21 protein-coding genes are annotated in these 17,388 nt (G+C 57.0%); 2 read left to right on the plus strand and 19 right to left on the minus strand.

Annotation, left to right across the window (positions count from 1 at the left end; all coding sequences use genetic code 11):
- Positions 1 to 9 precede the first annotated feature (9 nt).
- The 4 genes from alsC to OGX80_RS12245 all read right to left on the minus strand — a co-directional run bounded on the left by alsC (position 10) and on the right by OGX80_RS12245 (position 4,631).
- On the minus strand, positions 10 to 990 hold the full coding sequence (gene alsC / locus OGX80_RS12230) for a D-allose ABC transporter permease (protein ID WP_012134559.1): 981 nt from the start codon (positions 988 to 990) through the stop codon (positions 10 to 12).
- Complete coding sequence (alsA, locus tag OGX80_RS12235; RefSeq protein ID WP_012134558.1) at positions 969 to 2,501, minus strand: D-allose ABC transporter ATP-binding protein AlsA; 1,533 nt, start codon at positions 2,499 to 2,501, stop codon at positions 969 to 971. Before alsA ends, alsC begins: the two co-directional genes overlap by 22 nt.
- Before the next feature lie 250 nt (positions 2,502 to 2,751).
- On the minus strand, positions 2,752 to 3,687 hold the full coding sequence (gene alsB / locus OGX80_RS12240; RefSeq protein WP_012134557.1) for a D-allose transporter substrate-binding protein: 936 nt from the start codon (positions 3,685 to 3,687) through the stop codon (positions 2,752 to 2,754).
- A gap of 53 nt (positions 3,688 to 3,740) precedes the next feature.
- The gene (locus OGX80_RS12245) at positions 3,741 to 4,631 is read right to left on the minus strand and encodes a MurR/RpiR family transcriptional regulator (protein WP_012134556.1); all 891 of its coding nucleotides are present in this window, start codon (positions 4,629 to 4,631) and stop codon (positions 3,741 to 3,743) included.
- A gap of 359 nt (positions 4,632 to 4,990) precedes the next feature.
- On the opposite strand from OGX80_RS12245, the gene rpiB reads away from it, so the two are divergent.
- Positions 4,991 to 5,440, plus strand: coding sequence for a bifunctional allose-6-phosphate isomerase/ribose-5-phosphate isomerase RpiB (gene rpiB, locus OGX80_RS12250; protein ID WP_024130821.1), 450 nt, complete (start codon positions 4,991 to 4,993; stop codon positions 5,438 to 5,440).
- A gap of 69 nt (positions 5,441 to 5,509) precedes the next feature.
- The gene (gene yjdP / locus OGX80_RS12255) at positions 5,510 to 5,842 is read left to right on the plus strand and encodes a DDRRRQL repeat protein YjdP (RefSeq protein WP_012134552.1); all 333 of its coding nucleotides are present in this window, start codon (positions 5,510 to 5,512) and stop codon (positions 5,840 to 5,842) included.
- A 55-nt stretch (positions 5,843 to 5,897) separates the two neighbouring features.
- Here the strand turns inward: yjdP and phnP are convergent, their stop codons facing one another.
- The 15 genes from phnP to yjdN all read right to left on the minus strand — a co-directional run bounded on the left by phnP (position 5,898) and on the right by yjdN (position 17,299).
- Positions 5,898 to 6,656 carry a phosphonate metabolism protein PhnP gene (gene phnP / locus OGX80_RS12260; protein ID WP_049011829.1) on the minus strand — a complete coding sequence of 253 codons (759 nt, stop codon included), beginning with the start codon at positions 6,654 to 6,656 and terminating at the stop codon, positions 5,898 to 5,900.
- Between the two features lie 8 nt (positions 6,657 to 6,664).
- The gene (gene phnO / locus OGX80_RS12265) at positions 6,665 to 7,099 is read right to left on the minus strand and encodes an aminoalkylphosphonate N-acetyltransferase (RefSeq protein WP_012134549.1); all 435 of its coding nucleotides are present in this window, start codon (positions 7,097 to 7,099) and stop codon (positions 6,665 to 6,667) included.
- The gene (phnN, locus tag OGX80_RS12270; RefSeq protein ID WP_012134548.1) at positions 7,086 to 7,640 is read right to left on the minus strand and encodes a ribose 1,5-bisphosphokinase; all 555 of its coding nucleotides are present in this window, start codon (positions 7,638 to 7,640) and stop codon (positions 7,086 to 7,088) included. Before phnN ends, phnO begins: the two co-directional genes overlap by 14 nt.
- Before the next feature lie 2 nt (positions 7,641 to 7,642).
- Entirely contained in the window at positions 7,643 to 8,779 is a 1,137-nt protein-coding gene (gene phnM / locus OGX80_RS12275; protein WP_233644219.1) for an alpha-D-ribose 1-methylphosphonate 5-triphosphate diphosphatase, read from the minus strand.
- On the minus strand, positions 8,776 to 9,456 hold the full coding sequence (phnL, locus tag OGX80_RS12280; RefSeq protein ID WP_047459594.1) for a phosphonate C-P lyase system protein PhnL: 681 nt from the start codon (positions 9,454 to 9,456) through the stop codon (positions 8,776 to 8,778). Before phnL ends, phnM begins: the two co-directional genes overlap by 4 nt.
- A gap of 107 nt (positions 9,457 to 9,563) precedes the next feature.
- Entirely contained in the window at positions 9,564 to 10,322 is a 759-nt protein-coding gene (phnK, locus tag OGX80_RS12285) for a phosphonate C-P lyase system protein PhnK (protein WP_047459591.1), read from the minus strand.
- The gene (phnJ, locus tag OGX80_RS12290) at positions 10,319 to 11,110 is read right to left on the minus strand and encodes an alpha-D-ribose 1-methylphosphonate 5-phosphate C-P-lyase PhnJ (RefSeq protein WP_174234025.1); all 792 of its coding nucleotides are present in this window, start codon (positions 11,108 to 11,110) and stop codon (positions 10,319 to 10,321) included. The genes phnK and phnJ overlap by 4 nt, the downstream gene beginning before the upstream one ends.
- Before the next feature lie 46 nt (positions 11,111 to 11,156).
- A complete protein-coding gene (locus OGX80_RS12295; RefSeq protein WP_115182200.1) occupies positions 11,157 to 12,224 on the minus strand; it encodes a carbon-phosphorus lyase complex subunit in 1,068 nt (355 codons plus the stop codon).
- The gene (gene phnH / locus OGX80_RS12300) at positions 12,224 to 12,808 is read right to left on the minus strand and encodes a phosphonate C-P lyase system protein PhnH (RefSeq protein WP_012134542.1); all 585 of its coding nucleotides are present in this window, start codon (positions 12,806 to 12,808) and stop codon (positions 12,224 to 12,226) included. Before phnH ends, OGX80_RS12295 begins: the two co-directional genes overlap by 1 nt.
- On the minus strand, positions 12,805 to 13,257 hold the full coding sequence (phnG, locus tag OGX80_RS12305; RefSeq protein ID WP_012134541.1) for a phosphonate C-P lyase system protein PhnG: 453 nt from the start codon (positions 13,255 to 13,257) through the stop codon (positions 12,805 to 12,807). Before phnG ends, phnH begins: the two co-directional genes overlap by 4 nt.
- Positions 13,258 to 13,261: 4 nt before the next feature.
- Positions 13,262 to 13,987, minus strand: coding sequence for a phosphonate metabolism transcriptional regulator PhnF (gene phnF / locus OGX80_RS12310; protein ID WP_115182199.1), 726 nt, complete (start codon positions 13,985 to 13,987; stop codon positions 13,262 to 13,264).
- A 20-nt stretch (positions 13,988 to 14,007) separates the two neighbouring features.
- Positions 14,008 to 14,787 (minus strand): phosphonate ABC transporter, permease protein PhnE, encoded by a 780-nt coding sequence (phnE, locus tag OGX80_RS12315; RefSeq protein ID WP_115182198.1) that lies wholly within the window; start codon positions 14,785 to 14,787, stop codon positions 14,008 to 14,010.
- A 104-nt stretch (positions 14,788 to 14,891) separates the two neighbouring features.
- Positions 14,892 to 15,908, minus strand: coding sequence for a phosphonate ABC transporter substrate-binding protein (gene phnD, locus OGX80_RS12320; protein WP_115182197.1), 1,017 nt, complete (start codon positions 15,906 to 15,908; stop codon positions 14,892 to 14,894).
- A 23-nt stretch (positions 15,909 to 15,931) separates the two neighbouring features.
- Positions 15,932 to 16,720 carry a phosphonate ABC transporter ATP-binding protein gene (phnC, locus tag OGX80_RS12325; protein WP_012134537.1) on the minus strand — a complete coding sequence of 263 codons (789 nt, stop codon included), beginning with the start codon at positions 16,718 to 16,720 and terminating at the stop codon, positions 15,932 to 15,934.
- 132 nt (positions 16,721 to 16,852) lie between these two features.
- The gene (gene yjdN, locus OGX80_RS12330) at positions 16,853 to 17,299 is read right to left on the minus strand and encodes a VOC family metalloprotein YjdN (RefSeq protein ID WP_047459584.1); all 447 of its coding nucleotides are present in this window, start codon (positions 17,297 to 17,299) and stop codon (positions 16,853 to 16,855) included.
- Positions 17,300 to 17,388 lie beyond the last annotated feature (89 nt).

Genomic DNA, 17,388 nt, shown 5'->3' on the forward strand with positions numbered 1-17,388 from the left:
ATCCATTCCTTACTTACTGATAAGACGGTCAAGGGCGACAGCCGCGATAATTAATCCGCCCATCACCACCAGTTGGTAATAGGTTTGTACCTGCAAAATATTCAGGCCGTTGTTGATGGTGCCGATGATTAAGCCGCCAATCACCACCGAGAAGATGCGCCCCTTGCCGCCGAAGAAGCTGGTGCCGCCAATGATGGCGCTGGCGATGGCGTAGGTTTCAAACCCCATTCCGGCTAAGGGTTCTGCGGCGCCGAGTCGCGCAGTAGAAACCACGCCCGCCAGTCCCGCGCAAATGCCGGAGATGATAAACACCACCAGGATGTGAAACTTCACGTCAATCCCGGAATAGAACGCCGAGTTTTTGTTGCCGCCGAGCGCGTAGATGTTGCGCCCAAGCCGCATCCGAGTAGTGAGGAACCAGAGGATCACCGCGACAATCAGCGAGAAGATGACCGGCACGGGAACACCTAACACGCTGGCGGCGAAGAAGTTCACGAAGTCGAATGAGAAGCCGTATACCGAGTTGGCGTCAGAAATCACCAGCGTGATACCACGGAAAATCGCGTTAGTGCCAAGGGTGATAATGAACGGATGCAGGCCGGTCCAGTTCACCAGGCAGCCGTTAATCGCCCCCAGCGCACCGCCGACCAGCACGCCGCCAATCAGCGCCGCAAAGAACGGATCGACGCCTGCCAGCATCAGTTTGGCCGTCACCATCCCGGACAGCGCCAGAATCGCCCCGACGGACAGGTCGATACCGGCGACCAGGATGGCAAAAAATTCACCCATGCCGATCAGCACCGTTACCGAACTCTGAACAAAAATCTGGGTGATGTTGTTGGTGGTCAGAAAATATTCTGACGACAGCGAACCGAAGATGGCGACGATAATCGCCAGAATGAAGAAGGTGCCGTATTTATCCCAGAACAGCGCAAAGTTGAACGGTTTCTTCCCGTTCACGTCACCTTTTACTCTTGTGGTAATGCCCATGCCATAATCTCCTCTTCGCTCATGTCATCGCGATTGGTCAGGATTTGCGTCAGTCGTCCTTCGCAGAACACGGCGATGCGGTCGCAGACGGCGATAATTTCAGGAAGTTCAGATGACACCATCAGGATGACTTTTCCGTCGTCCGCCAACTGGCGCATCACTTTATAAATTTCGGCTTTCGCACCGACGTCGATACCACGGGTCGGCTCGTCGAAAATGATCACCTCCGGGCTACAGCACAACCATTTGGAAATCAGCACTTTCTGCTGGTTTCCGCCGGAGAGTTCGGTGATGTTCTGGTTAACGGAATGACACTTCAGCGCCAGCAGTTCGCGCTGCGCTTCGGCGGTACGCTGCTCGTCGCCTTCGTGGAACAGGCCCATCGCCCCCTTAAAGCCGCCGCTTTTCAGGCTGCGGCCGATCGCCATGTTCTGGGCGATAGAGAAATTGGGGAAGAAGCCGTTATCCCGGCGGCTTTCGGTGATGTAAGCCATCCCTTTTTTCACCGCATCCAGGGGTGAGCGCGGGGAGATGGTTTTCCCGTTCAGACGGATCTCGCCGCTTGCGCGTTTATCGACGCCGAACAGGCAATCCATCAGCTCGGTGCGCCCGGAGCCGACCAGTCCGGCGAAGCCTAAAATTTCGCCCCGGCTGACGCTAAAGGAGATATCGCGAACCTTTTTCTTGTCGCGGCTGGTGACGTTTTTCACCTCGAATACCGTATCGCGCTCGATGTTGCCGGTGCTCTCTTTCATGGCGTTAAAGCGGTTTTGCAGTTCGCGGCCAACCATCAGGCGGACGATATCGTCGTTGCTGACGTCGCTCACCATCCCGCTGCAAACGCTGCTGCCGTCTTTCATCACCGTATAGCGGTCGCAGATGCGGCGAATTTCCGCCAGCTTATGCGAGATGTAGACGATGGCGGTGCCCTCTTTGCGTAGCTGGTTCATGATCAGAAACAGGTAGTCCACCTCTTTATTGGTGAGCGAGGAGGTGGGTTCGTCCATGATGATCACTTTGGCGTTGAGCATCAGCGTCTTGGCGATTTCCAGCATTTGCTTATGGCTGATGGATAAGTTCGCCACCTTTTCGTCTAAATCGACTTTTAAACCGACGCGCAGCAACATCATGGCGGCTCGTACGCGCATCTCTTTCCAGTCAATCATATTGACGCCACAGACTTTTTTCGTCAGATGACGACCAATATATAAATTCTCCAGCACGGTTAATTCATCAATCACGCTGAGTTCCTGATAAATAATGCCGATGCCGAGTTGTGCCGCTAATTTATGATCCAGCTTGTCGTAATTAACGTTATTAATCGTAATGGTGCCTTTGGTCGGTTCATGTATTCCCGACAGAACCTTCATCAACGTTGATTTACCGGCGCCATTTTCTCCTAATAATGCGTGTATTTCATAAGGATAAACCGTTAAATCAACCGATTTTAATGCGTGAACCGGACCAAAGGATTTGCCGATCCCCGCCATCGAGATATATGGCGTGACCATAATTAACCTCTTTTACACTTCATCCTTCAAGCTGTCTCTTTGTTGGCTACCTTCGCTCACCCCAGTCACTTACTTATGTAAGCTCCTGGGGATTTACTCAGTTGCCGCCTCGATGCATCTCGAATGATTTTGTGTAAGAAAAATATTGACTAAATCAGTGCCATTGCCTGATGGCGCTACGCTTATCAGGCCTACGTTCGGGTCGGCCGGATAAGAGGCTTTCGCGTCGCCATCCGGCCTATTTACGGACTTACTTTGCGACCAGGATGGAATCGACCAGCTTAAATTCCGGCGCTTTATCCAGCGGGATCACGTTGCCTGATTTCGCGGCATCAACCATCAGCCTGAGCCCTGTCGCGCCGATATCCGCAGGGTTCTGAGCGATTGTCGCCGTCATCTGTCCGGCCTCCACCATTTTGCGGGCTTCCGGGATACCGTCTGTACCCACTACCAGCACTTTTCCGCTTTTCCCGGCGTTAGCCACGGCCTGGGCGACGCCCATTGCCATGGTGTCGTTAGCGCAATAAATCGCTTTGATATTCGGGTTGCGTTGCAGAACGTTGGTGGCAACGTCTAACGCTTTGATTCGGTCCCAGTCTGCGGGTTGGCTGGCGACCAACTTGATTTGGCTTGCCTTTTTGAAAGCCTCGGTTGCGCCATTGCGACGCGCCTCGCCGGAGGCGTTACCGGCTTTACCTTCAATAATGGCGACTTCACCGCCCTCGGCGCCCAGTTTCTCAATAATGAACTCCGCGCCTTTGGCGCCCACGGCGACGTTATCGGTGGTGACAAACCCTTCGACGTTACCGCCCGCTTTTTTCAGGTTATCCATATCGATTTTTTCATCGAGATTGACCAGATAAATCCCTTTCTTCCACGCGCGGGCGACGGGCATCACCAGGTTTACTGAGGATAATGGCGCAAAGGCGATACCTTTGTAATTTTTATTGCTGAGATCTTCGAATAGCTGCAACTGAGACTGAAAGTCGCCTTCCGAAGGCGAGGCAAAAATATCGACGCTGACACCCAGCGTTTTTGCTTCATCTTCAATACCTTTTTTCATATCCACCCAGAATGGATTGGATAATGTTTTTAATACTACGGCATATTCGGCGGCGGCAAATGCGCTGGTGGACAACATTAAGCCCATAGCCGCACCGCTGAAATATTTCAGATATTTATTCATAGCAGTATTCTCAGTGTAGGGTGTTGCTCCCGAAAATGAGAGCAACGAGCATTTTATTTCAGCGCGCCTGGTGAAAAGAAATCAACAATTGCGCCAGTTTTTTGCATATTAATGGTTGCCTGTTCGATATTCAGTTGGGCGACGGAAACAAAAAATGCATCCAGTAGAGTGAGTTGTAATATGCGTGCGGAAGCATTACGCCCTAATAACGGTGTTTCTGGTGCTGGCGAACAAATAATATAGTCAGCCAATTTGGCGATAGGTGAATGGTAGCTGTGGGTGATACAGATAATTTTGGCACCATTCTTTTTCGCCAGTTCAACCGCGGCTTTTACATCACTGGTGCGCCCGGAATGGGTCACCACCAACACGACATCGCCTTCTTTTAATAGCGATGCGGACATCATCATGATGTGCGCGTCCGGGTAAGTCTGGCAGCGCACGCCGATGCGTAAGAACTTATGCTGTACGTCCGCGCAGATGGCATTCGACCCGCCAGCGCCATACAAATCACGCTGCTTCGCCTGATAAAAGAAGCGTGCGGCGCGATGAATCTCATCCACGTTGACGATTGACTGACCTTCCATAATGGTGCGTAAGGTAATGTTGAATACCTTATTCACCACATCCTGCGGCGCTTCATCAAAGGCCAGTTCGGCAGGCAATACCTGCTCAGACTGAGAAAAATAGTCTTCCAGCGCGCTGCGTAAGTTGCGAAACCCGCTGAAACCCAGCAGTTTCGATACCTTAACAATCATGGCTTCAGATACCGCCAGCGCCTCTGCGACATCTTTAATGGCTGGCGCGCTACTGAGATTACCCGGCTTGAGTAACCACTCGACGATACGGCTCTCGTTCTCCGTCATGCCTTCCTGCTTCATGCGCAGGTAAGGCGCAAGCCCGATGCCGTTTGGAAGCCCTGAATCAAATTCTGACTGACTCATTACGTTCTCTTGTCCTTGAAATGAAGACGCCACTATATCACCACAGCAGGAACAGAAAAGATGCTGACTACTTCACAAAATAGTTAAATTTATAAAGTTTGTCATTTTGTGAATTTAATAACGTTGATAAAAATACGGAATGAAAATAAGTCAATATAAAACAATGAATTATAGTTTTGACTTGTTCAGGCGCAGCCTGTGTAAGCATCAAGGTCGGGTATTTATCGCTCTTGCTTTGCCGAACGGAGGTGTGTAGAACAGGCCCATACAGCGTCTTTCTGTCGATTTATTGTTCTTTTAAATTCATTTAAATCACAAATATTTTTTATTCGTAAAGTTTGGTCGGGGCGAGAATGAGTATGAAAAAGATTGCATTTGGCTGTGATCACGTTGGTTTTATCCTGAAACAGGATATTTTGACGCACTTAACCCAGCGCGGTATTACGGTGATTGATAAGGGAACCTGGTCGCCGGAGCGCACGGATTACCCGCATTATGCCAGCGAGGTGGCACAAGCCGTTGTCTCTGGCGAGGTTGATGGCGGTATTCTGGTGTGTGGCACCGGTGTGGGGATTTCGATAACGGCAAACAAGTTCGCCGGAGTCCGCGCCGTCGTTTGCAGCGAACCCTATTCGGCACAGCTTTCGCGCCAGCATAATGATACCAACGTGCTGGCTTTTGGCTCGCGGGTTGTTGGGCTGGAGCTGGCAAAAATGATCGTGGATGCCTGGTTGGATGCGGGGTTTGAAGGGGGGCGCCATCAAAAGCGCGTGGAGGCGATTATGGCGATAGAACAGCAGGGCAAATGAGATTCCTCCGCTACACGTCGAACAGGCCATTCGCTACCGTGAGGGGAAGATCTCTGCGAGGCTGGTTTTATGAAACGCTATTCTACGCTCATTGCTCTGGGCCTGTTGTCGCTGACGACGCTTCCTGCGCATGCCGATATTGTTGATGACACCATCGGTAATATTCAGCAGGCGATCAATGACGCGTATAAATCTGACAACGGGCGGGATTATGAGGATGACCGCCGTGATGAAGAGTGGCAGCGCCAGATGAGCGACGATCGCCGCAGACAATATGACGACAGACGCCGTCAGTTTGAAGATCGGCGTCGCCAGTTGGACGATCGCCAACGCCAGCTCGATCAGGAACGTCGTCAGCTGGAAGATGAAGAGCGCAGAATGGAAGACGAGTACGATCGTTAACCGCGCGGCAATCGTAGGCCGGATAAGGCGCAATGCGCCGCCATCCGGCGTAAGGCTACTCCAGCACAATCTCCATCCCGTCATATCCGGCTTCAATACCGCCCGGCAGGGGGTTATCCATCAGCCATACGTCGAACGAGTGGCTGATGTGGGTGAGAATGACCCGTGGGCAGTGAATCACCTCATTGAGCGCGATAACCGTGTTTACATCGCAGTGATTACGCGGTGCTTCCGCGCGTGGCGCGTGACTACAGTCGATGACGATCGTCTGCGGCTGGTTATTCAGCAGAAATTTTACTGTCTTGTCCGGCAGCGCTGCGGTGTCCGACAGCCACGCGACGCGGCTGTGCGCAGATTCCAGCAGATAGCCAAACGTCAGTTTTGAATGGTTAAGCGGCAGCGGCGTTACCTGTAATCCCTGGAGATCGAAGACCACAAATGGTTCGACGGTGTGGCTGAAATCAAGGATGCCGGGATGTTTAAACAGATCGTCGCAGCCCTGTTCATCCGGCGGACCATAAACCGGAATTGCGGCGCCCACGCCCCAGCGCAGGGGGAACAGCCCCTGAACATGATCCATATGATAATGCGTGAGCAGAAACTGCTGAAAAGATCCGGCGGGCCAGCGATCGGTAAGATCGTGCAGGCCCGCATCAAGCAGCGTTACCGCGTCATTGAATTTGACGACGCCGCTACAGGGGCGGCGGCGATACTGCTCCTGTAAGCGTGCCCGACGGCAGGCGAGACAATCGCAGCCGTATGCTGGCACGCCCTGTGCGCCGCCGGTTCCTGTAAGCGTAATCGTCAGGCTCATTAGTCACCTCAAAGCGCTTTGGTAAAACGAAAATGGCTTTGCGCATACCCTTCACGCAGATAAAACCGGTGCGCATCATGGCGTTTCACGCTGGTGGACAGCTCCGTCATCTCCGCGCCGGCCTGGCGGGCTTCTTCTTCCGCCCATGCCAGCAACCGGCTGCCGACTTTCAGACCTCGCGCCTGCGGCATCACCACCAGTTCCTGGATCTCCCCGATCCAGTTAGCGTGATGCAGGTGGTACTGCATATGCAGGCCGATCATCCCGACAACCTGCCCGTCGCGCAGCGCCAGCTGGTAGCGTATCGTGCGATCCTGCAAATTTGAGGCAAACCCGGCGCGAAAGGCCTGGCGATCGAACTCCGCTTGTTTCAGTTCGCAGATCAGTTGATACACCGCGTCGGTATCGTCCGGCGTGGCCCGGCGTAGTTCACAGACAGGCATGGCTTTTCTCCTGGCGGCCCATTAACGTTAACAAGGTATCGACTGACTGTAGCAAACTTCCGTCATTATTGAGGATATGACAGTTAAAAGGGGCGTAACGGGCCGCACGCGCCAGGCGAGCGGCAATCTCGGTTTCGCTTTCACGCCCGCGCGCCTGTAGACGCTGGCGCAAAATATCGGGAGAGACCTGTAAACAGATGGGCAGCAGCGCTTTGCCGTAGCGGGCCTGCGCCTGCGGCAGATGGGCGCGTGAGCCGTTAACCACCACGTCAAAACCGGCGTGCAGCCACAGATCGATCTCCACGCCAACGCCATAGTACAGGCCATTAGCGTGCCAGCTCAGCGCCAGTAAATTTTGCCCTGCCCGAGTGAAAAACTCCTGCTCGCTCAGCGCAATATGGTTCTCGTTGCCCGCGTTAGCCGCACGCGTGATATAGCGGTGCGCAACCAGCAACTGCGTATGTTCCCGCTGGCGGAGCGCCGCCAGCAAACTGTCCTTACCGGAGCCGGACGGCCCCATCAGCCAGATCAGTTTTCCCATAGTCAGAACACCCTTTTACCCTGACGCCAGACGTGATCGATATGAATGTGATCGCCTTTACGGTGCGCCAGCACCAGGTCGGCGCGCCTGCCTTCGGCGATGATGCCGCGATCGTCGAGATTCAGCGTGCGCGCCGGGTTGCGTGTCACCAGGCGCATTGCCTGCGGCAGCGTAAATGTGTTGGCCTCGTCGTCCGCCACGCGGAATGCCGCGTCGAGCAGGCTGGCGGGGTAATAGTCGGAGGAGAGGATATCCAGCAACCCCATTTCTGCCAGCTTATGCGCCGCCACGTTGCCGGAGTGCGAACCGCCGCGCACGATGTTGGGCGCGCCCATCAGTACGTTCATCCCATGCTTGCGTGACGCCTCTGCCGCCTCGAACGTGGTGGGAAATTCGGCGATCACGCTGCCAAGCTGATGCGATTCCAGCACATGATCGGGCGTTGCGTCATCGTGGCTCGCCAGCGCGAGATGACGTTCGCGGCACATCTGCGCGATGGCGGCGCGGTTCGGCTGCGACCAGCGCGCCGCAAGCTGAAGCTGTTCCTCTTCGTAGTGGGCCATCTGCTCATCATTGAGTGAATATTTGCCCTGATAGTATTCACGGTACTTCTCGCGGTTAGCGAACTGGCGCTGACCCGGCGAGTGATCCATCAGCGAGACCAGCGTTACCGGCTCGCGATCCACCAGCTTTTCGAACAGCGGCAGGGTGGTGTGATGGGGCAATTCACAGCGCAGATGCAGACGGTGTTCGGCGCGGTTAACGCCGCGTTTCTGCGTCTCTTCGACGGCATTGATCATCTTTTCCAGATTTTCCAGGCGATCGCCGCCGTCGCGGACATCGCCAATCGCAACGGCATCCAGCACTGTGGTGATACCGCTGGCGACCATCAGCGCGTCGTGGCTGCTCATGGCGGAATGGGCGGGCCAGTCCACCTTCGGGCGCGGGGTGAAGAATTTGTCGAGATTATCGGTATGCAGCTCAATTAAACCCGGCAGCAGCCAGCCGCCTTCGCCATCCAGCGCCTCGGGGTGACGGCTCTGACTTTCCGCAAAGGCGCGGATAATCCCATCCTGCATTTCCAGCGATCCCTGCACCACTTCGTCTTCCAGCACCAGCTTTACGTTGTTGATAATCATGATGTGGTTCCCATCAGATGCAAACGATCCGCTACGCGATCGCGTACGGTTTGATCGTGAAAAATGCCGACAATCGCCGCGCCGCGCGCTTTGGCTTCTTCAATCAGCGCGACCACGGCGGCGCTGTTTTTGGCGTCCAGTGAGGCGGTGGGTTCATCAAGCAGCAGGATCGGGTAATCGACGATAAACCCGCGCGCGATATTCACGCGCTGCTGCTCGCCGCCGGAAAAGGTGGAGGGCGCGAGATGCCATAGCCGTTCCGGGACGTTCAGGCGCGTCAGCAGGTTCGCGGCTTTCGCGGCGCACGTTTCGCGGGCGACGCCCAGATCCAGCAGCGGCTGCATCACCACATCCAGCGCGGAGATCCGGGGGATCACGCGCAGAAACTGGCTCACCCAGCCGATCGTCGAACGACGCACTTCCAGCACCTTGCGCGCCGGGGCCTGCACCAGATCGATCCACTCATCGCTATGACGAATGTGGATGTGCCCTTCGTCCGGCAGATAGTTGGCATATAGCGAGCGCAACAGCGTCGATTTACCGCTCCCGGAGTGGCCGTGCAGCACCACGCATTCACCGTTTTGTACCTCCAGAGAGGCGTTTTGCAGCACCGGCAGGCGCACGCCATTTTGCTGGTGCAGCACAAAGGTTTTACTGACGTTTTCTACGCGAATCATTTTGGCCTCTTAATTCTGATTGCCGGATGGCGGCTTCGCCTTATCCGGCCTACAGGTGCGCTTTTTGTAGGCCGGGTAAGCGAAGTGCCACCCGGCAAAACAAAAAATCAGTTCTGCAATACCGACGACACCAGCAACTGGGTATAAGGGTGGTGTGGATCGTCGAGCACGCGGTCGGTTAATCCACTTTCCACCACCTGACCCTGCTTCATCACCAGCAGACGGTCTGCTAACAGGCGCGCCACGCCCAAATCGTGGGTGACAATCACCACTGCCAGATCCAGTTCCACCACCAGGCCGCGCAGCAGGTCCAGCAGCTTTGCCTGTACGGAAACGTCCAGCCCGCCGGTGGGTTCGTCCATAAACACCAGCTTCGGGTGAGTGACCAGGTTGCGGGCGATCTGCAAACGCTGCTGCATCCCGCCGGAAAAGGTGGTCGGCAGGTCGTCGATGCGCGAGGCCGGAATTTCCACCTCCTCCAGCCAGCGCTTCGCCGTGGCGCGAATTTCACCATAGTGACGCGCGCCGGTGGCCATCAGGCGTTCGCCGATATTGCCGCCCGCCGAGACCTGGCGGCGCAGTCCGTCCATCGGATGCTGATGCACCACGCCCCATTCCGTGCGCAGCAGGCGGCGGCGGTCGGCTTCGCTCATGCCGTACAGTGAACGGTTCTGGTACAAAATGTCGCCGGACTGCGGCGTCAGGCGCGAGGAGATGGATTTCAGCAGGGTGGTTTTGCCGGAACCGGACTCCCCGACAATGCCCAGCACTTCACCAGGCCACAGGTCAAAAGAAACATCGCTGAAGCCTTTGCCCGGCGCGTAGAGATGGGTCAGGTTATTGACTGAAAGCAGCGGTTGCGTCATTTGCTGAGTGCCTCGCTCTGTTGGCGGCAATAATCGGTGTCGGAGCAGACAAACATCCGTTTGCCGGTGTCATCCAGCACCACTTCGTCGAGATAGCTGTGCGTTGAACCGCAGATGGCGCAGGGCTCATCCCAGGTTTGTACGGTGAACGGGTGATCGTCGAAATCGAGGCTTTCCACGCGGGTCCAGGGCGGCACGGCATAGATGCGTTTTTCGCGCCCCGCGCCGAACAGTTGCAGCGCGGGCATCATATTCATCTTCGGGTTGTCGAATTTCGGGATCGGCGACGGGTCCATGACGTAGCGGTCATTGACCTTCACCGGGTAGGCGTAGGTGGTGGCGATATGGCCGAAGCGGGCGATATCTTCGTACAGCTTCACCTGCATGACGCCGTACTCTTCCAGCGCGTGCATGGTGCGGGTTTCGGTTTCGCGCGGTTCGATAAAACGCAGTGGTTCAGGGATCGGCACCTGGAAGATAATGATCTGATCTTCGGTCAGCGGCGTTTCCGGGATCCGGTGACGGGTCTGGATCAGCGTCGCGTCTTCGGTGCGTTCGGTGGTGTTCACGCCGGTCACGCGCTTAAAGAAATTGCGGATCGACACGGCGTTGGTGGTGTCATCCGCCCCCTGGTCGATCACTTTCAGAATGTCCGGCTCGCCAATCACGCTGGCGGTAAGCTGAATGCCGCCCGTTCCCCAGCCGTAGGGCATCGGCATTTCACGCCCGCCGAACGGCACCTGATAACCGGGGATCGCCACCGCTTTTAAAATAGCGCGGCGGATCATGCGTTTGGTTTGCTCGTCGAGATAAGCAAAGTTGTAGCCGGAGAGGTTAGTCGTCACGGGCGGCCTCCTGTTGCAGGCGTTTGAGCAGTTCCAGTTCAGCCTGGAAATCGACGTAGTGGGGGAGTTTGAGGTGCGAAACAAAACCCGCCGCCTCGACGTTATCCGCATGCGCCAGCACGAACTCTTCGTCCTGCGCCGGTCCCGTGACCGTTTCATCGTATTCGGGTGCCTGTAGGGCTCTTTCCACCAGCGCCATCGCCATTGCTTTACGTTCGCTCATGCCGAACACCAGTCCGTAGCCGCGGGTAAAGTGCGGCGCGTCGTTTTCCGGTGCGACAAAGCCGTTGACCATTTCGCATTCCGTCATCAGCAGTTCGCCGACGTTCACGGCAAATCCCAGCTCCTCCGGCACCGTTTCCAGCCCGACGTAGCCGCTGCGGATCTCACCGGCAAACGGGTGGTTGCGCCCGTAGCCGCGTTGCGTGGAATACGCCAGCGCCAGCAGATACCCTTCGTCGCCGCGCATCAGCTGTTGCAGGCGTGAGGAGCGCGAACAAGGGTAAACTGGCGGCGTGCGGGTGATGTCATCCGGCACGGCGCCGCTGTCTTCTTCACGCTTTGCCAGCCCCTGGTTCGCCAGCAGAGAAAAAACGTGCGGCGCGGCGTCCTGCATGGCGTCAGCGGTACGCAACGGCGGCGTTTCGCCGTTCGCCAGCAGGGTAAAATCGAGCAGGCGATGGGTGTAATCGTAGGTCGGCCCCAGCAGCTGCCCGCCGGGAATATCCTTGTAGACGGCGGAGATACGGCGCTCTAAACGCATCTCTGCGGTGTTCAGCGGCTCACTGACCGCCAGCTTTGCCAGCGTGGTGCGGTACGCGCGCAGCAGGAAGATGGCTTCGATGTTATCGCCGCTGGCCTGTTTTAAGGCGAGCGCGGCCAGTTCGCGGTCGGCGATGCCTCCTTCGGTCATCACGCGATCCACGGCCAGGTTCAACTGTTGCTCGACTTGCGCCACGCTCAGCTCGGCGAGGGTGTCGTCGCCCCGGCGTCGGTTTTCCTGCAACGCGTGGGCGTTGGCTATCGCCTTTTCGCCCCCTTTGACGGCTACGTACATCAGCACACCTCCACATGGGTGGTTCGCGGAATCGCCAGCAGTCGCTCGCCGCAGGTGAGGATGAGATCGACCCCCAGCGGGAACGGGTGCGGGCGCTCAGTCAGTTCATGGATGAGGCACTCCGGCAGTTGCGGGGCAATCATGCGTTCTTCGGCGATACCCGCCCCGGTCAGGCGCAGCATACGTCCACCGCTCAGGCTGGCGACCTGGACGATCAGGGTGGCGCTGGTTTCCGGCGCGACGGCGCTTCCGGCGGAAAGGGCGTTTAGCTGCTCGCTGCTGATGCGTTCATCGGCGACGGCAAAAGCGGCCTGCTGCGGCTGTTCAACCAGCGGCGCGCTGGTGTGAAAGCGCAGGTTCTGACTGGCAATGTCGTTGTTGATGGACGGCGCGAGCCATACCGGGGTGTCGCCGTCGACCAGAGTGAGCAATACGCTGGTGGTGGCCAGATTCAGCGGCTGCCAGCCGTGTTTCAGTTGATGCAGGGCGACAATCACCCCCGGCTCGCTCATCGCCTTCAGCAGGCGACGAAAACTCTGTTGCGCGTCCTGAACGGGCAGGGTAAAGGCGGTTTGTAGGGTCATGCGTTATCTCCGCGTACCAGCGTAAAGAAGTCGACCCGGCTGGCGTTTACTTCGGCGCGGCGAGCGGTAATGTGTGCGTCGCGTTCCGCCTCCAGCGGGGCAATTAAGGTTTCCATTAAGGTCTGGAAGTGAGTGTGCTCCTGCAACAGCGCGTCGATGACGGCACACTGCTCGGCGTGGTGTTTGTTGCGCCCCAGCAGGTAGCTGTAGCCCAGCGTGCCGCTCTTAAGACGCACCACCGCACGGGTCAGCGTGGTATCTCCGGCGAAAAAGCGGTTGCCGGTGCCGCCCATGCGGGCCTGAATCTGCATCAGCCCGGTTTCCGGGGCGCGAATCAGTTCATATTCCGGCGTGAGTTTCAGCGCCTGCATTTTCACGTTAAGCGCGTCGGCGTTGCTGTAAGCCAGCGCGCGCATCCAGCGCTGGCGAGTGGCGGTATCGAAGTGCATTCCGTCAGTGCTCCATAGTGAATTCGATCATGTCGGCGCGGGTCAGGCTGACGGAGTACTCCGTCGCGTTTTCCTCGCCGTCACGGTGGTTCAGCGTGCGCACGCACAGCAGCGGCGCCATGTTGGGAATTTCCAGCACCTTGCTCTCTTTGGCCTGCGCACGGCGGGCGCTGATGCGCGTCTGGGTGCGCTGTAGCGCCAGACCGCACTGCTCGCGCAGGTAGTCATGCAGCGAACCGTGGTTAAAGCCCTGCAACAGCGGCCAGAGGGCGAGGTCGGAAAAGTAATGGTCGATCAGGCACAGGGCGATGCCATTTACCCGGCGCAGGGTGCGCAGGTGGATGACGTTATCGCCCTCTTTGACGCTCAGCGCATCGGCGATGTGGCTGGATGCCGGGCGCAGCACTGCCAGCAGTTTTTCGCTGGTGGGATGACTGCCTTGTTCCAGCAGATTCTGGCTAAAGCGCGCCTGGGCATTGAGCGGGTAATCGAACGGGCGCATCAGCACCAGTACGCCGACGCCCTGGCGACGCTGCACCCAACCGCGCTCCACGAGCTGGTCGATGGCGCGGCGCAGCGTGTGGCGGTTCACCTCATAGCGGGCGGCAAGCTGATGTTCCGCCGGAAGGTAATCGCCGCAGCGGTAATGCTGGCGAAGCTCCTGCTCAAGTCTCGCGGCAATCTCCTGATAGCGCGTTGGGTAACTGGTCGGATGTGTAGACAAGTACATAGCCATCAATGCCTCGCTAATCAGATAAAGTGCTTACGCAAACGCTGGGAGAGGAAATCCAGCAGGCTGACGGTAATGATGATTAACACCATCAGGGCGCAGGTCTGCGGGAACTGAAAGCCGCGAATCGCTTCCCACAGCGTGACGCCGATGCCGCCTGCGCCCACCATGCCGACCACCGTGGCGGAGCGGACGTTGGACTCAAAACGGTACAGCGAGTAGGAGATGAGCAGCGGCATAACCTGCGGCAGCACGCCGTAGAGGATCTCTTCAATTTTGTTGGCGCCGGTGGCGCGAATGCCTTCAACCGGGCCGGGTTCAATGGCTTCCACCGCTTCGGAAAGCAGCTTGGAGAGCACGCCAGTGGTGTGGATAAACAGCGCCATGACCCCGGCAAACGGCCCGAGACCAACGGCGACCACGAACAGCATGGCGAAAACCATTTCGTTAATCGCGCGGCAGGCGTCCATCAGGCGACGCATCGGCTGGTAAATCCACCACGGCACGAGGTTATCGGCGCACATCAGGCCGCAGGGAATTGACAGAATGACCGCCAGCGCAGTGCCCCAGACGGCGATTTGCAGGGTGACGGCCATTTCGCCCAGATAGTGCTGCCACTGGCTGAAGTCCGGCGGGAAGAAGTCGGCGGCGAAGGTCGCCATGTTGCCGGAATCCTGAATTAGCGTGAGCGGGGCCATTTCGGCGCCCTTCCACGAAACGACCAGGACGGCGAAAAGGATGGCCCAGCTCAGGAGCGAGAACCAGCTACGCTTTGGCGGGGCGACGGTGATGCTTTGCATGTTTAGCTCCGTGCGTCGTTTATTGCCGGATGACGGCGCAAGCGCCTTATCCGGCCTACAGAACATCGTAGGCCCGGTAAGCGAAGCGCCACCGGGCATCAGGTTTACTGCACCGCTTTGGTGACGCTGGTCATCGCGCCCAGCGCGGCGGTCAGGCGGTCGAGATCGTCCAGCTGCGCTTTAATCGCGGAGGTTTTGCTGGTTTTTTCGCTCTCGTTCAGCCCTTTGTTGTCCTTCACGCCCTGCATTTCTTTAAACAGCGCCAGCTGGCGAATCGGCACCAGTTGCAGGTCGCTGGAGGGGCGGAATGGCGCCCAGCCCAGGCGTTCCAGCACGGTTTTCTCTTCCGCTGTTTTGCCGTAATTCATAAAGAAGTCGTACACCTTGTCCTTGGTGGTTTCGGAGAGATTTTTACGCCAGACGATCGGATCGCCCGGGATCAGCGGCGACTTCCAGACAACCTTCAGTGCTTTCAGCTTGTCCGGCGCGGAGGTTTTCAGTTTGTCGAGGTTTTCGGTGTTATTGGTTGCAACATCCACCTGCTTGTTGGCGACGGCCAGCGCGTTGGTTTCGTGGCTGGCGTTAACGGTGCGTTTGAAGTCGCTGGCGGAGATGCCGTTTTTGGCGAAGACGTAATAACCGGGGACGAGGAAGCCAGAGGTGGAGTTCGGATCGCCATTGCCGAAGGTGAGATCTTTACGTTTGGCGATCAGATCGCCCAGGTTATTGATCGGGCTGTCTTTGTTGACGATCAACACGCTCCAGTAGCCCGGCGATCCATCTGCGGCGACGGTCTGGGCAAATACCTGACCGTTAGCGCGATCCACGGCTTCCATCGCCGAGAGGTTGCCGTACCAGGCGATATCCACTTTGTTGAAGCGCATTCCCTGAATGATGCCCGCATAGTCAGGCGCGAAGAAGGCGTTCACTTTGACGCCCAGTTTCTTTTCCATGTCCTTCAGGAACGGGTCCCACTGCGGCTTCAGGTTTTGCTGTGATTCGGTCGAAATAATGCCAAAGTTCAGTGCTTTTTCCTGTTCTTCCGCATGTGCCGGGCTTAACAAGGTGCTGATGCTGAACATGCTGGTGAACGCCAGCGCGGCAACGGCTTTGTAGCTCATTTCCATTCCTCATTGTGGGGATGTTAAGCAGCCTGCGCGTTCTGTTCGACGCGGTTCATGCTGCGGTAGAGATGGTCAAAACGATCGTTATCAAAGTGCTGGCTGCTGCCGTCATAGAACACATGCCCCTGACGCAACGCCACAATGCGTTCGCAGTAGCGCAGGGCGTAATCCACCTGATGCAGCGTGACGACCACGGTGATGCCGTCGGTCTGGTTAATGTCGCGCAGGGTGTCCATCACAATGCGTGCCGACTCCGGGTCCAGCGAAGCGATCGGCTCATCGGCGAGGATCACTTTCGCCTGCTGCATCAATGCCCTGGCGATAGCAACGCGCTGCTGCTGTCCGCCGGAAAGCGTCGATACGCGCTGATGCGCGAAGTGCGCCATCCCGACGCGGGTCAGCGCCTGTAACGCGCGCTGCTTCTGCGCCTGGGTGAACCAGCTAAAACAGGTACGCCAGAACGGCGTGCTGCCGAGCGCGCCAATCAGCACGTTCTCCAGTACGGTCAGACGGTTCACGAGGTTGAACTGCTGGAAGATGTAGCCGGTGTGAGCGCGGCTTTTGCGGATGTCCCGCGCCAGTTTGCCCTCACGCTGTACCGTGCGGCCCAGCAGCTCGACATGGCAGCCCGGCGCTTTATCGCCGGTAATCAAACCGCTTAGGTGACGTAAAAGGGTGGATTTGCCGGAACCGGAAGGCCCAAGCAGAGCCACCATCTCACCGGAAGAGATGTTCAGATCAACCGCATGCAGCGCCTGATGCTGATTGAACGTTTTGGAGAGTTTCTCGACGCGAATAACCGTTTGCATGATGCGGCCTCCCTAAAAAAGTGGCCCCATCGTGGCGGATTAATGTGACGTTTTAGTTAAGGGATGGTTACTTGACGATGAAGAATTGAAGGGGCTTCGATGACAGCACGGGAGGGCGCGCCTCCCGTCGGTTTACTCTGTCGGCTGCGGCTGTTTCACCACATTGATCATCCACGGTACGCCATATTGATCGGTCACTTTCCCGAAACCGTGCGCCCAGAAGGTTTCCTGCCAGTCCATTTCGATTTGTCCCTGTGCGGCTAGGTTATCAAACCAGCGTTTCCCTTCGGCGACATCCTGCGTGTCGAGCACCAGCGTAAAGCCGGAGTAACTCGCGTTCCCCGACGCGACGGCGTCGCTCATCATGATGTCGCTGCCTGCAATGCGTACGTTGGCGTGGGCGATGGAGGTATCAGGGAATTGCATGCCTGACGGGCAACCGTCTTCGCTGCCCTGCTCAGGCGGGGGCATTTCACCAAAGGTGATTTTATAGAGGAGTTCCGCGCCTAACGTTTTGTGGTAGTACGCGATAGCGTCGGCACAGTGACCGGCAAAAGAGATGTAGGGACTTAACGGCATAATCGTGACCTCAGGTAAGAGAAGCCAGTTAAGTGTAGTTATCGTAGGCCCGGTAAGCGAAGCGCCACCGGGCAATAAATACCGGATGG

The sequence above is a fragment of the Citrobacter sp. CK194 genome (assembly GCF_030333395.1).
Lineage (GTDB): Bacteria > Pseudomonadota > Gammaproteobacteria > Enterobacterales > Enterobacteriaceae > Citrobacter_B > Citrobacter_B koseri.

Excerpts from the sequence above, each read along its gene's own strand:
- phnJ (WP_174234025.1), bottom strand. The coding sequence starts at position 11,110 with ATGATCCGCCGCGCTATTTTAAAAGCGGTGGCGATCCCCGGTTATCAG.
- rpiB (WP_024130821.1), top strand. The coding sequence starts at position 4,991 with ATGAAAAAGATTGCATTTGGCTGTGATCACGTTGGTTTTATCCTGAAA.
- yjdN (WP_047459584.1), bottom strand. The coding sequence starts at position 17,299 with ATGCCGTTAAGTCCCTACATCTCTTTTGCCGGTCACTGTGCCGACGCT.
- phnE (WP_115182198.1), bottom strand. The coding sequence starts at position 14,787 with ATGCAAAGCATCACCGTCGCCCCGCCAAAGCGTAGCTGGTTCTCGCTC.
- phnK (WP_047459591.1), bottom strand. The coding sequence starts at position 10,322 with ATGACGCAACCGCTGCTTTCAGTCAATAACCTGACCCATCTCTACGCG.
- phnD (WP_115182197.1), bottom strand. The coding sequence starts at position 15,908 with ATGAGCTACAAAGCCGTTGCCGCGCTGGCGTTCACCAGCATGTTCAGC.
- phnH (WP_012134542.1), bottom strand. The coding sequence starts at position 12,808 with ATGACCCTACAAACCGCCTTTACCCTGCCCGTTCAGGACGCGCAACAG.
- yjdP (WP_012134552.1), top strand. The coding sequence starts at position 5,510 with ATGAAACGCTATTCTACGCTCATTGCTCTGGGCCTGTTGTCGCTGACG.
- alsB (WP_012134557.1), bottom strand. The coding sequence starts at position 3,687 with ATGAATAAATATCTGAAATATTTCAGCGGTGCGGCTATGGGCTTAATG.
- phnG (WP_012134541.1), bottom strand. The coding sequence starts at position 13,257 with ATGCACTTCGATACCGCCACTCGCCAGCGCTGGATGCGCGCGCTGGCT.
- phnP (WP_049011829.1), bottom strand. The coding sequence starts at position 6,656 with ATGAGCCTGACGATTACGCTTACAGGAACCGGCGGCGCACAGGGCGTG.
- phnN (WP_012134548.1), bottom strand. The coding sequence starts at position 7,640 with ATGGGAAAACTGATCTGGCTGATGGGGCCGTCCGGCTCCGGTAAGGAC.
- phnF (WP_115182199.1), bottom strand. The coding sequence starts at position 13,987 with ATGTACTTGTCTACACATCCGACCAGTTACCCAACGCGCTATCAGGAG.
- phnL (WP_047459594.1), bottom strand. The coding sequence starts at position 9,456 with ATGATTCGCGTAGAAAACGTCAGTAAAACCTTTGTGCTGCACCAGCAA.
- OGX80_RS12245 (WP_012134556.1), bottom strand. The coding sequence starts at position 4,631 with ATGAGTCAGTCAGAATTTGATTCAGGGCTTCCAAACGGCATCGGGCTT.
- OGX80_RS12295 (WP_115182200.1), bottom strand. The coding sequence starts at position 12,224 with ATGTACGTAGCCGTCAAAGGGGGCGAAAAGGCGATAGCCAACGCCCAC.
- phnC (WP_012134537.1), bottom strand. The coding sequence starts at position 16,720 with ATGCAAACGGTTATTCGCGTCGAGAAACTCTCCAAAACGTTCAATCAG.
- phnM (WP_233644219.1), bottom strand. The coding sequence starts at position 8,779 with ATGATTATCAACAACGTAAAGCTGGTGCTGGAAGACGAAGTGGTGCAG.
- alsA (WP_012134558.1), bottom strand. The coding sequence starts at position 2,501 with ATGGTCACGCCATATATCTCGATGGCGGGGATCGGCAAATCCTTTGGT.
- alsC (WP_012134559.1), bottom strand. The coding sequence starts at position 990 with ATGGGCATTACCACAAGAGTAAAAGGTGACGTGAACGGGAAGAAACCG.
- phnO (WP_012134549.1), bottom strand. The coding sequence starts at position 7,099 with ATGCCTGTCTGTGAACTACGCCGGGCCACGCCGGACGATACCGACGCG.